The 15,223-nt window shown below is 54.0% G+C and carries 12 protein-coding genes, 2 tRNA genes and 2 rRNA genes; 1 reads left to right on the top strand and 15 read right to left on the bottom strand.

The window, feature by feature from the left end:
* Positions 1–107: 107 nt before the first annotated feature.
* From ACFWUB_RS02895 to ACFWUB_RS02930, 8 genes are all read right to left on the bottom strand, one after another.
* A 23S ribosomal RNA gene (locus tag ACFWUB_RS02895) occupies positions 108–3,020 on the bottom strand.
* A 135-nt stretch (positions 3,021–3,155) separates the two neighbouring features.
* Positions 3,156–3,231 (bottom strand) — tRNA-Ala (locus ACFWUB_RS02900).
* 106 nt (positions 3,232–3,337) lie between these two features.
* Positions 3,338–3,414 (bottom strand) — tRNA-Ile (locus ACFWUB_RS02905).
* 82 nt (positions 3,415–3,496) lie between these two features.
* Positions 3,497–5,060: ribosomal RNA gene (locus tag ACFWUB_RS02910) — 16S ribosomal RNA — on the bottom strand.
* The 16S and 23S rRNA genes sit together here with 2 tRNA genes alongside, the layout of an rRNA operon.
* Positions 5,061–5,482: 422 nt before the next feature.
* A complete protein-coding gene (locus ACFWUB_RS02915; protein WP_292108275.1) occupies positions 5,483–6,820 on the bottom strand; it encodes an MFS transporter in 1,338 nt (445 codons plus the stop codon).
* An 81-nt stretch (positions 6,821–6,901) separates the two neighbouring features.
* Entirely contained in the window at positions 6,902–7,417 is a 516-nt protein-coding gene (locus tag ACFWUB_RS02920; RefSeq protein WP_020311126.1) for a transcription repressor NadR, read from the bottom strand.
* 14 nt (positions 7,418–7,431) lie between these two features.
* Positions 7,432–7,944 carry a hypothetical protein gene (locus tag ACFWUB_RS02925; protein WP_020723844.1) on the bottom strand — a complete coding sequence of 171 codons (513 nt, stop codon included), beginning with the start codon at positions 7,942–7,944 and terminating at the stop codon, positions 7,432–7,434.
* 166 nt (positions 7,945–8,110) lie between these two features.
* A complete protein-coding gene (locus ACFWUB_RS02930) occupies positions 8,111–9,364 on the bottom strand; it encodes a diaminopimelate decarboxylase family protein (RefSeq protein WP_416184196.1) in 1,254 nt (417 codons plus the stop codon).
* Between the two features lie 151 nt (positions 9,365–9,515).
* Here ACFWUB_RS02930 and ACFWUB_RS02935 point away from each other — a divergent pair, with 151 nt between their 5' ends.
* Entirely contained in the window at positions 9,516–10,442 is a 927-nt protein-coding gene (locus tag ACFWUB_RS02935; RefSeq protein WP_020311123.1) for a LysR family transcriptional regulator, read from the top strand.
* On the opposite strand, the gene ACFWUB_RS02940 is transcribed toward ACFWUB_RS02935, so the two are convergent.
* The 7 genes from ACFWUB_RS02940 to yajC all read right to left on the bottom strand — a co-directional run bounded on the left by ACFWUB_RS02940 (position 10,377) and on the right by yajC (position 15,223).
* On the bottom strand, positions 10,377–10,553 hold the full coding sequence (locus ACFWUB_RS02940; RefSeq protein ID WP_416184197.1) for a hypothetical protein: 177 nt from the start codon (positions 10,551–10,553) through the stop codon (positions 10,377–10,379). The two genes, ACFWUB_RS02935 and ACFWUB_RS02940, sit on opposite strands and share 66 nt — an antisense overlap.
* Positions 10,554–10,585: 32 nt before the next feature.
* Entirely contained in the window at positions 10,586–11,287 is a 702-nt protein-coding gene (locus tag ACFWUB_RS02945) for an AEC family transporter (protein WP_416184198.1), read from the bottom strand.
* A 3-nt stretch (positions 11,288–11,290) separates the two neighbouring features.
* Positions 11,291–11,875, bottom strand: a complete 585-nt coding sequence (gene yedF / locus ACFWUB_RS02950; RefSeq protein WP_416184199.1) for a sulfurtransferase-like selenium metabolism protein YedF — start codon at positions 11,873–11,875, stop codon at positions 11,291–11,293.
* A gap of 165 nt (positions 11,876–12,040) precedes the next feature.
* Positions 12,041–12,970, bottom strand: a complete 930-nt coding sequence (gene secF / locus ACFWUB_RS02955) for a protein translocase subunit SecF (RefSeq protein ID WP_416184200.1) — start codon at positions 12,968–12,970, stop codon at positions 12,041–12,043.
* A complete protein-coding gene (secD, locus tag ACFWUB_RS02960; RefSeq protein ID WP_416184201.1) occupies positions 12,967–14,202 on the bottom strand; it encodes a protein translocase subunit SecD in 1,236 nt (411 codons plus the stop codon). Before secD ends, secF begins: the two co-directional genes overlap by 4 nt.
* 51 nt (positions 14,203–14,253) lie before the next feature.
* Entirely contained in the window at positions 14,254–14,820 is a 567-nt protein-coding gene (locus ACFWUB_RS02965) for a 5-formyltetrahydrofolate cyclo-ligase (RefSeq protein WP_020311118.1), read from the bottom strand.
* Positions 14,810–15,223, bottom strand: coding sequence for a preprotein translocase subunit YajC (gene yajC / locus ACFWUB_RS02970; protein WP_416184202.1), 414 nt, complete (start codon positions 15,221–15,223; stop codon positions 14,810–14,812). Before yajC ends, ACFWUB_RS02965 begins: the two co-directional genes overlap by 11 nt.

Raw genomic sequence — 15,223 nt, forward strand, 5'->3', positions numbered from 1 at the left:
CTCTCTGTGTATCTGTTTCCAAATTCACAGCCTCCTGAGATTCGGAGTAAGCGATTCGCACATGTTTGTGCGTCGCCTTTCGGCTCCTTCAAACATGGCTCTCTGCTTAAGTCAAGTCCTCGGTCTATTAGTACCGGTCCGCTCCGTACATCGCTGTACTTCCACTCCCGGCCTATCAACCACATCGTCTTTGTGGGACCTTACTTACTAATGTAACGAGAAACCTCATCTCTAGGCTGGTTTCACGCTTAGATGCTTTCAGCGTTTATCCGTCCCCGACGTAGCTACCCAGCTGCACGGCTGGCGCCATGACTGGTACACCATTGGTCGGTCCACTCCGGTCCTCTCGTACTAGGAGCAGCCCCTTTCAAGTTTCTTACGCCCGCGATGGATAGGGACCGAACTGTCTCACGACGTTCTGAACCCAGCTCGCGTACCACTTTAATGGGCGAACAGCCCAACCCTTGGGACCTACTTCAGCCCCAGGATGTGATGAGCCGACATCGAGGTGCCAAACCTCCCCGTCGATATGGACTCTTGGGAGAGATAAGCCTGTTATCCCCAGGGTAGCTTTTATCCGTTGAGCGATGGCAATTCCACTCTCTACCACCGGATCACTAAGCCCGACTTTCGTCCCTGCTCGACCTGTCCGTCTCGCAGTCAAGCTCCCTTCTGCCTTTGCACTCTTCGCGCGGTTTCCGTCCGCGCTGAGGGAACCTTTGGGCGCCTCCGTTACTCTTTCGGAGGCGACCGCCCCAGTCAAACTGCCCGCCTGAGACTGTCCGCAAGCTCGTTACGCTTCTCGTTAGAATTCCAATAAAACAAGGTTGGTATCCCACCAGCGGCTCCGTGAATACTGGCGTACTCACTTCTCTGCCTCCCAACTATCCTGTACATCTCTTACCGGAATCCAATCTCAGGTTACAGTAAAGCTCCATGGGGTCTTTCTGTCCAGTCGCGGGTAACCTGCATCTTCACAGGTACTTCAATTTCACCGGGTCCCTCGTTGAGACAGTGCCCAAATCGTTACACCTTTCGTGCGGGTCGGAACTTACCCGACAAGGAATTTCGCTACCTTAGGACCGTTATAGTTACGGCCGCCGTTTACTGGGGCTTCAATTCACTGCTTCGCTTGCGCTAACACTTCCTCTTAACCTTCCAGCACCGGGCAGGTGTCAGCATCTATACATCAGCTTTCGCTTTAGCAGACGCCTGTGTTTGTGGTAAACAGTCGCTTGGGCCTCTCTTCTGCCACCCATCTCCGCTCCATGCGTTTCTGCACTTCACGTACGCTGGGTTATCCTTTTCCCGAAGTTACGGATATATTTTGCCGAGTTCCTTAACGAGGGTTTTCCCGCGCACCTTAGAATTCTCATCCTGCCTACCTGTGTCGGTTTCGGTACGGGTGCCTGAGTCCTCACTAGAAGCTTTTCTCGACAGTTTAGTGCCAGCCCCTTCGCTTCTGTCTCCAGAAGCTCCCCATCGCATCTCGGCCTTACGGGAAACGGATTTGCCTGTCTCCCGACCTACCTGCTTGGACGTGCTCTTCCATTCGCACGCGCGCCTTCCTTCCTGTGTCACTCCTTCGCTCAAACGGCCTCAGCCAGTACAGGAATTTCAACCTGTTGTCCATCTCCTACGCGTCTCCGCCTCGGATTAGGTCCCGACTTACCCTGGGACGACGATCGTTGCCCAGGAACCCTTAGGCTTTCGGTGGAAGGGATTCTCACCCTTCTTTTCGCTACTCATACCGGCATTCTCTCTTCCTGCCTGTCCACCTGTCCTTCCGGTCAGGCTTCTCCCATGCAGGAACGCTCCCCTACCCAATTAACTTATGTTAATTGCCAAAGCTTCGGTTCCGTACTTTAGCCCCGGACATCTTCGGCGCAGAGTCTCTCGACCAGTGAGCTATTACGCACTCTTTTAATGGTGGCTGCTTCTGAGCCAACATCCTGGTTGTTTTCGAAATTCCACATCCTTCGCCACTTAGTACGGCATTGGGGACCTTAGCTGTTGGTCTGGGCTGTTTCCCTCTTGACTATGGGCCTTATTACTCACAGTCTGACTCCCATGGATAAGTACAGCCATTCGCAGTTTGATTAGGTTCAGTAGCCGGATAGGCCCCTACCCCGTTCAGTGCTCTACCGCCTGTACTCTCGCCATGAGGCTAGCCCTAAAGCTATTTCGGGGAGAACCAGCTATCTCCACGTTCGATTGGCATTTCACCCCTACCCACATCTCATCCAAAAGCTTTTCAACGCTCACTGGTTCGGTCCTCCACACATTTTTACCTGTGCTTCAACCTGGACATGGGTAGATCACTGTGGTTTCGGGTCTACTCCAACTAACTATACGCCCTGTTCAGACTCGCTTTCGCTGCGGCTCCGCATTTCCTGCTTAACCTCGCTAGCTGAAGTAACTCGCCGGTTCATTCTTCAATAGGCACGCCGTCGCACCTAAAAAGTGCTTCGACTGCTTGTAGACATACGGTTTCAGGTTCTCTTTCATTCCCCTCCCGGGGTTCTTTTCACCTTTCCCTCACGGTACTATGCGCTATCGGTCCATATCAGTGTTTCGCCTTGGAGGGTGGTCCCCCCAGCTTCCCACAGGGTTTCTCGTGTCCCGTGGTACTCCGGATCCTGCTCCATGCATTCGCTTACGCCTACGAGGCTCTCACTCTCTCTGGCTGAGCTTCCCAGCTCATTCTGCTTCACTCATGCATTTGATAGCAGTCCACAACCCCGGATTGGTTTCCCATCCCGGTTTGGGCTCTGCCCCGTTCGCTCGCCGCTACTAGGGGTATCTCTGTTGATTCCTTTTCCTCCGGCTACTTAGATGTTTCAGTTCACCGGGTGCCCTTCCTCATAGAGGATGACAGCACTACTGCTGCCGGGTTTCCCCATTCGGAGATCTGCGGGTCAAAGGTTACTTGCACCTCACCGCAGCTTATCGCAGCTTATCGCGTCCTTCTTCGGCTGATATGGCCAAGGCATCCGCCGTACGCCCTTACTTACTTGACTATTTTTTCATGTATCACGCCATCCACACGGGATGTCATGATGAACAAGAATTCAAGGTTCGTTAAGATCTCTTTTTAAAAAGAGGTATTTTCTAACATTTTTATGCAGTTGTCAAGGTACGATGATAAAAAAGTTTGGTGGAGATGAGGAGAATCGAACTCCTGACCCCCTGCTTGCAAGGCAGGTGCTCTCCCAGCTGAGCTACACCCCCACTGATGCATGGCTTCCTCTCATAGAAAGAGGTGTGTCGATGCAATCTGGAATGGCTCGCCGATTGTCCGTACTCTACAGCGTATTTCGGGTATATCGGTTTGCCCTGGTGGGCCTAGGTGGACTCGAACCACCGACCTCACGCTTATCAGGCGTGCGCTCTAACCAGCTGAGCTATAGGCCCATGTATGGGATTGAGAGGATGACCTCTCAAAACTGAACAATGAATGAATTGCCTCCGTGCCGACTTCTTAGGTTTTCCCTAGAAAGGAGGTGATCCAGCCGCACCTTCCGATACGGCTACCTTGTTACGACTTCACCCCAATCATCACCCCCACCTTCGACGGCTGGCTCCTTGCGGTTACCTCACCGGCTTCGGGTGTGAATGACTTTCGTGGTGTGACGGGCGGTGTGTACAAGGCCCGGGAACGTATTCACCGCAGTATGCTGACCTGCGATTACTAGCGATTCCTGCTTCATGCAGGCGGGTTGCAGCCTGCAATCCGAACTGGGACTCTGTTTTTGGGGTTTGCTCCGGATCGCTCCTTCGCTTCCCTCTATTAAGAGCCATTGTAGTACGTGTGTAGCCCAAGCCATAAGGGGCATGATGACTTGACGTCATCCCCGCCTTCCTCCGCATTGTCTGCGGCAGTCTCTCCTGAGTCCCCGGCCGAACCGCTGGTAACAGAAGATAGGGGTTGCGCTCGTTGCGGGACTTAACCCAACATCTCACGACACGAGCTGACGACAGCCGTGCACCACCTGTTTTCTTGTCCTCCGAAGAGGAACAGGGTATCTCTACCCTTAGCAATCAATGTCAAGGCTTGGTAAGGTTCTTCGCGTTGCGTCGAATTAAACCACATACTCCACCGCTTGTGCGGGCCCCCGTCAATTCCTTTGAGTTTCAGCCTTGCGGCCGTACTCCCCAGGCGGGATACTTATTGCGTTAACTCCGGCACAGAAGGGGTCGATACCTCCTACACCTAGTATCCATCGTTTACGGCCAGGACTACCGGGGTATCTAATCCCGTTTGCTCCCCTGGCTTTCGCGCCTCAGCGTCAGTTGTCGTCCAGAAAGCCGCTTTCGCCACTGGTGTTCCTCCTAATATCTACGCATTTCACCGCTACACTAGGAATTCCGCTTTCCTCTCCGATACTCTAGCATCGCAGTTTCGGTCCCCTCACGGGGTTAAGCCCCGCACTTTTAAGACCGACTTACGACGCCGCCTGCGCGCCCTTTACGCCCAATAATTCCGGACAACGCTTGCCACCTACGTATTACCGCGGCTGCTGGCACGTAGTTAGCCGTGGCTTTCTCTTACGGTACCGTCACTTACGACGGGTATTGGCCGTCGTACCATTCGTCCCGTATAACAGAACTTTACAACCCGAAGGCCGTCATCGTTCACGCGGCGTTGCTCCGTCAGACTTTCGTCCATTGCGGAAGATTCCCCACTGCTGCCTCCCGTAGGAGTCTGGGCCGTGTCTCAGTCCCAATGTGGCCGTTCATCCTCTCAGACCGGCTACTGATCGTCGCCTTGGTGGGCCGTTACCCCTCCAACTAGCTAATCAGACGCAAGCCCCTCCTCCAGCGAAAGCTCCGAAGAGCCTCCCTTTCTTCCTTCTGCCATGCGACAGAAAGAACGTATTCGGTATTAGCAGCCGTTTCCAGCTGTTGTCCCCATCTAGAGGGCAGGTTGCTTACGCGTTACTCACCCGTTTGCCACTCGAATCGATAAGAAGCAAGCTTCTCATCTCTTCTCGTTCGACTTGCATGTGTTAAGCACGCCGCCAGCGTTCGTCCTGAGCCAGGATCAAACTCTCCATGATATATGGAAGAGCGTTTGGCTCTTGTTTATTGATTGGTATTACTCATTGTTTGACGTTCTATACAATAGAACCTCGCACGTTGGCGTTCATTCAGTTCATTGTTCAGTTTTCAAAGGTCATCGCCATCACCGCTTGTCGCGGCGACTTGCTTATTTTAACAAACTCAGAAGAGCTTGTCAAGGATGTTTTTTGAACTTTTTCAAAGCTCAATCCCATCCTCAAGTGCCAAGGCCTTCGCCCTAACAGCTTGTTTAGTATATCACATTATGTCGTTTTGTCAAGAACTAAATTTTAAATCCTATAAAACTTAAAACTTCATTTCCGAGCATTTCCGAACTCATGCGACATAAAGTATTTTATCATTGAAAAAAAAAGCTGTCAAGCAAATTTTGACAGCTTTTTACATTTTTTTCGAGATTACCTTACTTGGCTTTGACCAGTCCTTCGCTGATGCTTTCCAAGTCCTTCTGCTTGCTTTCGACGCCGAGGCTCAAGACGATGACGGCAACGGCTACGAAGACCAAGGCGAACATGTAGAAGACACTGCCGAAACCGAAGTTCCGGGCCAACAGGGCTCCGACCATCATGGGCGCAGCCATGCCGCCAAAGCGGCCGAAGCCGGCAGCCCAGCCGCTTCCCAAGGCTCGGATAGCCGTCGGATACTGTTCCGGCGTATACGTATAGAGGACGCCCCAGGCACCGAGGTTGAAGAAAGACATGACGGAGCCCCACATCATGAGGGTCGCTGCCGTCGACGCATGGCCGAAGAAGTAGCTGGCGACGCCGCTGAACAAGAGGAACGTCGACAGGGTATACTTGCGGCCGATCTTATCGACGAGCCAGGCCGCGCAGTAATAGCCCGGCAGCTGGGCCAGGGTCATGATGAGGACGTATTCAAAGGTCTTGACGACGGTAAAGCCCTGCTGGAAGACCAGCGAAGGCAGCCACATGAAGATGCCGTAGTAGCTGAAGTTGATGCCGAACCAGACCAGCCAGAGCATGATCGTCCGCGACGCAAAGGGCTTTTTCCACAATTCCCGGAACGAAGCCTTGGCGACGACCGGCACGGTTTCCTTTTCGCTGACGAAGGGCGCTACGGGTACGTGCAGCTGCCGCTCCAGGGAGACGACGATCTGCCGGGCTTCGCCGACGCGGCCATGAGCCAGCAGGTAGCGGACCGATTCGGGCATATGCAGGCGGATCAGGCAGACATAGAGTGCCGGCAGGGCGCCGATGAGGAAGGCCATGCGCCAGCCATAAAGGGGAATGAAGAAATAGGCGATGCAGGCTGCTGCAATCCAGCCGAGGCCCCAGAAACTTTCCAAGAGGACAATGAAGCGGCCCCGTACGCGGGACGGCGCATATTCGGAAACGAGCGTCGCCGCTACGGGCAGTTCTCCACCCAGGCCGAAGCCGACGAGGAAGCGGAAGACGAGCAGGGATTGATAATTCCAGGACAAGGCGCAGAAGGCCGAAGCAATGCTGTACAATAAGACCGTAATGGTGAAGACCTTCTTGCGGCCTATGCGGTCGGCGATGGTGCCGGACACGACGGCGCCCAGGGCCATGCCGATGAGGCCGATGCTGCCGATGAGGCCCATCTGCCCCGGTGCCAGGCCCCATTCTTTGGCCAGTACAGGCAGGATAAAGGCGATGAGCCCTGTATCCATCGAGTCGAAGAGCCAGCCAAGGCCCGTGACCAGCAGCAGTTTATAGTGGAAACGGCCCAGGGGCAGCGCTTCCAGTCGTTCTAATACCATAACAACAGTTCCTCCTATCTGTACATATGTCATGACAGTTATATTTACATGGTCTTATTGTACCGATATAGAGGGGAAATGTCAATCCTTATATAAGACGCCGACGTCGCGCAGGGCCTGGCCGATGGCATCGAGTTCTTCTTCCGTCGCCGCTTCGACGAGATGCGTATGGATGCCGCCGCTGATGGTACTGAGCATTTCCGCATGGGAATCATGCATGCGCTTGATATACTGCTGGATATCCCGGCGGGAATGAAGGTTCAAGGTCCCTTCCAGGTTGCCATAGACGTCGTGTTCGATGACGACGTTGTGGACGATGCCGCCATTATCGACGATGGCATTGAGCTCTGCTTCCATCAAATCGCTGCCATGGCAGCAGACGAAGACCCGCGTACAGCCCGGTGCGGCCGGTGTGACCAGCTGATAGCCCCGGGGCGTCGAGATGATGGCAATCCCCTGGGCGCGCAAAATAGCCACGTCGCCGACGATGATCTGCCGGCTGACGTTGCAGGCTTTCGATAAGGCCGTCCCGGTGACGGCCGACGACGATTCTTGAAGAATCTGAAGAATCTTTTCTCTCCGTGCACTACTATCCATAAACAAAGTCCCTCCTAAATATCTTTATAGACCTGCTGTCCCCGCGTGGGAATATCGAACAGCATGGCCAATCCCCGTCCCCACAGCCAGCCCATGCCGATGCCCGGCGCAAAGCCCAGGACCTCGTTGAACAGCCACGAATGGGTGATGAAGGGCATGTGGTAGGCCACGGCCTGGAACGAGGCGAAAATCAGGCAGAAAAAGAGATTCACCGGCAGGGCCGTCCGCAAGGGCGGACAACGAAGGCTGTGCTGCTTGCGGCAATAGGTCAGTTCCGGCAGGCCCTTCTTGAACCACAGGCCCAGACCCAGGCCCAGGAAAAAGGCCATGAGGAAACAGAGGGTCGTCAAAAAAGGATATTCCGTATAATAATATAATACAGCCGCTGCCCAGATGGCAACCAGGACGCAGGGGCCTGCGAACCACCACAGGCGGCACATGCGGCTCTTCCGGAAGTAAATGCCATAGGCGATCATGGCCATAGCCATGCAGAGTTGTATCCCCGTCAGGATATCATAGGCGCTCATCACGGTCGGCTCCCCCTTTCTGTTCCTCTTTGAACGATGAGATGATGTATGTTCAGTATATAGGGTAAAGATTAAAAGGAGATTAAAATTCAAAAAAATTTTACAATAAAAAAAGGGTATCCCATGAAAATTTTTAATTCATGAGATGCCCTTCATTCATATTCGATTATAAATCAGAGAAATTAAGGGTAGCGAAGAGGTCGTCTAGTGTTTCAGCCCGGCGGATCTGGGTGACGCTGCCATCAGCATGGAGCAGGAGTTCAGCCGAACGGAGCTTGCCGTTGTAGTTGAAGCCCATGGAATGGCCGTGTGCGCCTGTGTCGTGGATGACCAGGATGTCGCCGTCGTCGATTTCCGGCAGGCTGCGGTCGATGGCGAATTTATCGCAGTTTTCGCAGAGCGAACCGGCGACGTCATAGACGTGGTCTTTCGGTGCATTTTCCTTGCCCATGACCGTGATGTGATGGTACGAACCGTACATGCCCGGACGCATGAGGTTGGCCATGCAGGCATCGACGCCGATGTATTCCTTCCAGATGTGCTTGTGATGGATAGCCGTCGTGACCAGGTAGCCGTAAGGGCCGGTGATGGCACGGCCACATTCAAAGGAGATGCGGCATTTGCCGAGGCCAGCCGGTTCCATGATTTCTTCAAAGTGTTTCTTGATGCCCGCACTGAGTTCGTCATAGTCGATGAACGATTCTTCCGGACGGTAAGGAAGGCCGATGCCGCCGCCGAAGTCGAGGAATTCGATATTGATACCCAGCATGTTCTGTACTTCGACAGCCAGTTCAAACATCATCTTGGCCGTGTTGATCAGGCCGTTGACGTGGAGTTCGTTGGAGACGACCATGGTGTGCAGGCCGAAGTGTTTGACGCCTTTATCCTTGAGGATGCGGAAGGCATCGATGATCTGTTCGCGGGTCATGCCGTATTTGGCTTCTTCCGGCGTGCCGATGATGTCGTTGCCGCCTTTGAGGAGCGGGCCCGGATTGTAGCGGGCGCAAATCCATTCAGGCAGGGGTCCGCGTTCTTCCATGAATTCGATCATGGAAATATCGTCGAGGTTGACCAGGGCGCCCAGTTCCATGGCCCGCTTGAATTCAGCATAGGGCGTGTCATTGGACGAGAAGACGATGTCATGGCCTTTGATGCCGACTTTGTCGCACAGTTCCAGTTCTGCCAGGGAACTGCAGTCTGCACCGACGCCTTCTTTCTGCAAGAGGCGCATGATATACGGGTTCGGCGTAGCCTTGACGGCAAAATATTCTTTGAAGTCATAAGCCCAGTCAAAGGCTTTGATCAATTTACGGACATTATCGACGATGGCTTTTTCGTCGTAGATATGGAACGGTGTCGGGTGTTCGGCAATGATAGAACGGATTTGTTCTTCGTTAAAGGGGACAGTTTTTTTGTTCATCCTATTTCAGCTCCAGTTTCTTGTAATTGAATTCATTGTTTCTCTACATGGGTTATTATATAATACAAGTAGACAATTTGTGAAATAGATTATTTTAATTTATTTCATTCGATAATCAAATTAAATCAAATTATCTGAAGGAGGTCCGGCCATGGACACAACGACACTCCGGACGTTCATCGCCCTGGCACAAATCAAGAACTTCACCAAAACGGCACAACAGCTCTTCGTCGCACAATCGACGGTCACCAACCGCATCCGCGACCTGGAAATGGAACTGGGCGTGCCCTTATTCATCCGAAGCCACAAGCAAGTCGACCTGACACCGTCGGGCCAGAAATTCCTGGACTATGCCCAGCGCTTCGTCTCACTGGAACTGGCAGCCCTGCAGGACATCCAGTCGTCACCGACGTATGCCCAGAAAATCAGCATCGGCACGACCAACACCATTTACGAATGTCACCTCCAGCGCCGCATCCGCAGCTTCCTCAAAGAGAAGAAGGACCTGTCCCTGCACGTCACCATCGGCCATACGACGGCCATGATGCACCAGCTCCAGGACGGGACGCTGGACGCGATCTTTTCCTTCAGCGCCATGTTCCGCGACGGCTATATCTGCCGCCCCTACCGGACGGACTCGCTGGTCCTGGTCTGCCAGGCAGCCAATACGGAATATGCCAACGGTATTTCCAAGGACGACCTGCAGAAAATCGACTACCTCTTCTGCAATTTCGCCCTCCAGGGCGTGGGCCTCTACATCCAGGACCTGTTCCCACGCCATCACCGCTTCCCCCTGGAAATCGACAACAGCACCAAGCTGCCCCAGTACGTGGCCGACGGCATCGGCTATACCTTCCTGCCCAAGAGCCTCATCGAGGAGGACCTGGCCGAAAAGCGCCTGCGGGCCATTCCCCTCCTCGATTTCGAGCCGCCAAAAGTCGACAGCTACTACATCACGCGCAGCCCATCGACGATTCCGGCCGACCTGGAAGAAGAATTACTGGCCGACTGCTCATACGGACTGCAGGGCGATGATCATGGCCGACATGACGACGATGGACAAGAGGATATAAAATGAGCTGATGCAGGCAGCCACTTCGATTTTGAGCTTCATCTTGGCCGTGTAGTAGCAGGCCATGCCGGCGACCGGTGCAAAGACCAGGACCATGATGACTTTCTTGATGGCCATGGGATAATCGAGGGCAAAATAGACGAAGGCCGCTATAACGACGGATGCCAGCAGGCGCAGGCCACATCGGTATAGATGAGATGCAGGTATTCCTTTTTCAAGGACAAGCCCAGGGCGACGCCGATCATGAGCATGGACAAGAAAGTATTGGCCGACGCCGGGATCTTGGCCCAGTCGATGACGACCTGGGGCAGGGAGAAACCGGCCAGGGACAAGGCGATCATGGTGATATACGATAAGACCGGGATGGACGAAAAAATCGTCTTGGCCAGGATCATGACGATGCTCTCCCCTTTCTCACCGCGCACACAGCGGGCCAGGCCATAGGCCCCGCCGAGGCACATGAGGGAGTTGCCGGCATCGAAGATGCAGACGATGAGGACGGCGGCGCTGTCGAAGAAGTAGGACACGAAAGGCAGGGCGAAATTGCCGATGTTGTAGCCGTTCATGTTGAGCATGTAAAAGGCTTTTTCGTCCTTCGTCCGGCCGGCGGCATAGCCCATGGCGACCATGACCAGGTTGAAGATAATGGCCAGGAGACTGATAAGCAGATAGCGCGTGTCGAAATGGATGCCATTGAGGTTGACGACGATGACCGACGGCAGGGTGATGTTGAAGACGATCGTCGAAATGGTATTAAAAGTGCTGCGCCCGAAAAGGCGCAGCTGTTTTAAGGTATAGCCGCAAAAGATAAAGGATACGAGGATGGCGGCTTTGATAATCGTTTCTTCCATGGCCTATGGTTTGACGATGCGGTTGGCCGTGCGCATCATTTCGACGATACGGAACATGTTGGTAATGGAGCCGACGGCGACCTTGTCGGTCAGGCCATAGTAGTTGAGGCAGGCTCCGCAGGCGTAGATTTCGACGCCCTGGGCTTCGAGGTTCTTCAAATCTTCCAGCGATTCCGAACCTTCCGTGACCAAGGGGACACCGCCGTTGTAGAAGATGACCCGTTTCGGCAGGACATCCTGTTCGGTCAGGGTGTAGATGAAGGTCTTGAGCAGGTTCTTGCCCAGCTGGTCGTCGCCGACGCCCATGACAGGTGCATTGATGACGACCGTGTAGTCCGAGCCCGACGTGACCGGCCCTTCGTCTTCGCTGACATCGGCCCCTTCCTTGACCAGGCGGACCGTGTAATGCGTATCCGATTCCTGGCTCATCGTATAGGAGCAGTTCATTTCCTGGGATAAATTCTTTAGGTTTTCCGTAGCGATTTCGTTGTCGACAATGATTTCGACAGCATCGTGGTCCTTCAAAGCCTTGTGGGCTTCAATGACCGGGAGCGGGCAGGCTTTGCCCAAAGCATTGATCTTAAACATCGTGATTCCTCCTTGTTTTAAGAGTTAGGGGTTCGTGGCTCGTGGCTCGTGGCTCGTGGTTCGTGGCGGGCCGCCCTTTGGGACGGCCCCCACAATATTAAAACCATCCACTAACTGCTAACCACTTAAAAAGGGCTGTCGTACATGCGACAGCTCCTTTTTATGCTATTCTTCTGTTTCTGCCGGTTCGGTTTCTATGGCTTTCGGGCCGCGTTTATGAGAGGTATGGTTCTTCCATACGACCCACAGGGACGTATCAACGCAGATGGACGAATAAGCCCCGCTGATGAAGCCGATGAGCATGACCAGGGAGAAGTTCTTCGTCGAATCGCCGCCAAAGAAGTGCAGGGCACCGCAGGCGAAGAGTACTGTCGTCAGGGTATAGATACTGCGATGGATACTCTGGGCGATACTGTCATGGGCCAGTTTTTCATACGAGTCCGTCCGGCGGTGGGTCCGCGTGTTTTCACGGACGCGGTCGAAGATGACGACGGCTTCGTTCATGGAGTAGCCGACGACCGTCAGGATGGCCGCCAGGAAGGACGCGTCGATTTCCAGATGGAAGAACGAGAAGAAGCCCAGGACCATGATCAAGTCGTGCAGGATCGACACTAAGGCCGAAATGGCAATCTTATATTCAAAGCGGAAGGAAATGTACGCAGCCAGGGCGATAAAGGCTACGGCCAGGCTGGTAATGGCATTTTTCGTGACTTCCGAGCCGATGACGGCGCCGACCGATTCGGTCCGCTTGATTTCAGCGCCACCTAAAGAATCGCTCAGTTTATCTGAGACGGCCTTGCTTTCGTCACTGGACAGGTTGCGCATGCGCAGCATGACGTCAGTCGACGAATCCTGGTCGGTGACGCCCGTCAGCTGGATGACCGTGTTGCCCAGATCCATGTCGGCATTGTCGATGACCTGGCGGACTTCCGAAACGGTGACGGCTTTATTGAACTGCATATCGAGGATGGTGCCGCCCGTATAGTCGATGCCGAAGTTGAAGCCATTGACAAAGATGGATATCAAACTGGCAATGACGAGGACAGACGATAAGGTGAACCACCATACGCGATGTTTGACAATATCAAAACTCATTTCTGTCCCCCCTTTTTCAACATATGTTCAGGCGGTTTGCGGTTCAGGCCGTAGAACCAGGGATTGGTGATGAGGCCTGTATTGATGAACCACGTGAGCAGGGACCGGCTGACGACGATGGCCGTGAACATGCTGACCACAAGGCCCAAGGCCAGGTTGACGGCAAAGCCTTTGACCGTGCCGCTGCCCATGACGATGAGGACGATGGCGGCGATCATGACCGACACGTTGGCATCGAGGATGGTATTGAAGGCCCGGCGGAACCCGGCTTCCATGGACGTCCTCAGGCTCTTGCCGATGAGGACTTCTTCCTTGAACCGTTCAAAGATAAGGATGTTGGCATCGACGGCGAAGCCCATGGACAAGATGATACCGGCAATACCCGGCAGGGTCAGCGTCGCGTCGAGGTATTTCAGGATGCCCAGCAGGATGAGGACGTAGACCAGCAAGGCGACGTTGGCTACGACGCCGGACATACGGTAAATGACGATCAAGAAGATCATGATCAGGACGATGCCGATGGCAAAGGCCTTTTCACTTTTGATCTTGGAGTCGAGGCCCAGGCTCGGGCCGATGGTGCGGACTTCCATGACTTTCAATTTGACAGGCAGGGCACCGGAACGCAGGAGGATAGCCAGGTTCTTGGCGTCTTCCAGAGTCTGGCTGCCGGTGATGACAGCTTTACCGCCGGTAATCGGTTCGTTGACGACCGGATTGGTGAGCAATTCACCGTCGAGGTAGATGCCGATTTTATGGCCTACATTGGACGCCGTCAGGTCGGCGAACTTCTTCGCCCCTTCGTCGGTAAATTCAATGGCGACGACATTCTTATGGCCCTGGTCAATCTGTTCTTTGGCAGTCTTCAGATCATTCCCGGTCATACGGGTCGTGCCGCTTTCATCCTTGAACTCCATGACAGCCGTTTTCCCGATTGTCTCGATGGCTTTTTCCGGATTCTTTTCACCGGGCAGCTCGACGATGATACGGCGGGCGCCTTCCTTCTGGACAAGCGGTTCGGTCAGGCCCATTTCATTGATACGGCGTTCGACGATGGTGACGGCACGGCTCAAGGAGTCTTCCGTGACCGGAGCGTCCGGCGTATCTTCGGCTTCCAAGACGATATGCGTACCGCCCTGTAAGTCCAGGCCCTGTTTGATGGAGTTGGCAAGCGGATAAATCAAGGTAACAAAGGCGGCCAGGATGATGATGACTGCCCCGAAAAATTTTATCATGTTACGAGTCCGCAACAATACTCCCCCCTCTGGGTAATCTTCAATAGTTTTTTATGGATGGATAATGAGATGCTGTTTGTCCGTGACGATATCGGTCATGATGACGTCATGGGCTTCGACGGGCACGTCGGGGATGATCTGGACATCCCAGGCCGCAGCAATCGCGGCTGCTCCGCCCTTTCCGGCCAGGAAGCGGTCATAATAGGACGCCCCATGGCCCAGTCGGTGGCCCTTGGCGTCAAAAGCCAGGCCGGGCACGAAAATGACATCGAGCTCATCGGCTTCGATGCGCGGATTGTCCGGCGGTGCCGTCCGGATGCCGTAGGCGCCGCAGACAGCCTGTTCCAGCGTATACAGGCGCCGCCCTTCGATATGCTGTTTATCGACGCAGACAGGGACGTAGACTTCCTTGCCGGCAGCCAGGGCGTCCTTGATCAGGGCATCGAGGCTGACTTCGTCGGGCATATGGAGAAAAGCCATGATACTGCTGGCCTGCCGATACTGCGGCAGGGCGGCCAGACGGGCGCAGACAGCGGCACTGGCCGCTGCCTTTTCTTCCGCCGTCAGCCCGTGGAGGCGGGCATTCATGGCTTTGCGCAGTTCTTTTTTACTGGCCATCTTTGGCTTCGGCTTCCTTCGTTTCACCAACGGCTTCGCTCTTGGCTTCAGCCGGAGCTTCTGCTTTGGTTACAGCGGCTTTTTCGGCAGCTTTTTCAGCCTTTTCCGCTTTTTTGGCTGCTTTCTTGCCTTCGGCCTTGCCCAGGACCTGGGCTACAGCAGCGCGGGTGACTTTGATTTCGACGCGGTCAGCAATGCGGACGACGAGGTAATCGTCGTGCAGGGAAACGATATTCCCCATGACACCGCCGACGGTGACGATCTTAGCACCGGGCTTCAAGCTTTCCAGCATTTCCTGCCGTTTTTTCTGCTGTTTCTTCTGCGGACGCCATAAGAGAAAGTAGAAAATGACGACCATGAGGATAATGGGCCAAAAAGCATTGAGCTGTTCCATAATATCCAT

The organism is Megasphaera sp., from assembly GCF_047831605.1.
Lineage (GTDB): Bacteria > Bacillota > Negativicutes > Veillonellales > Megasphaeraceae > Megasphaera > Megasphaera intestinihominis.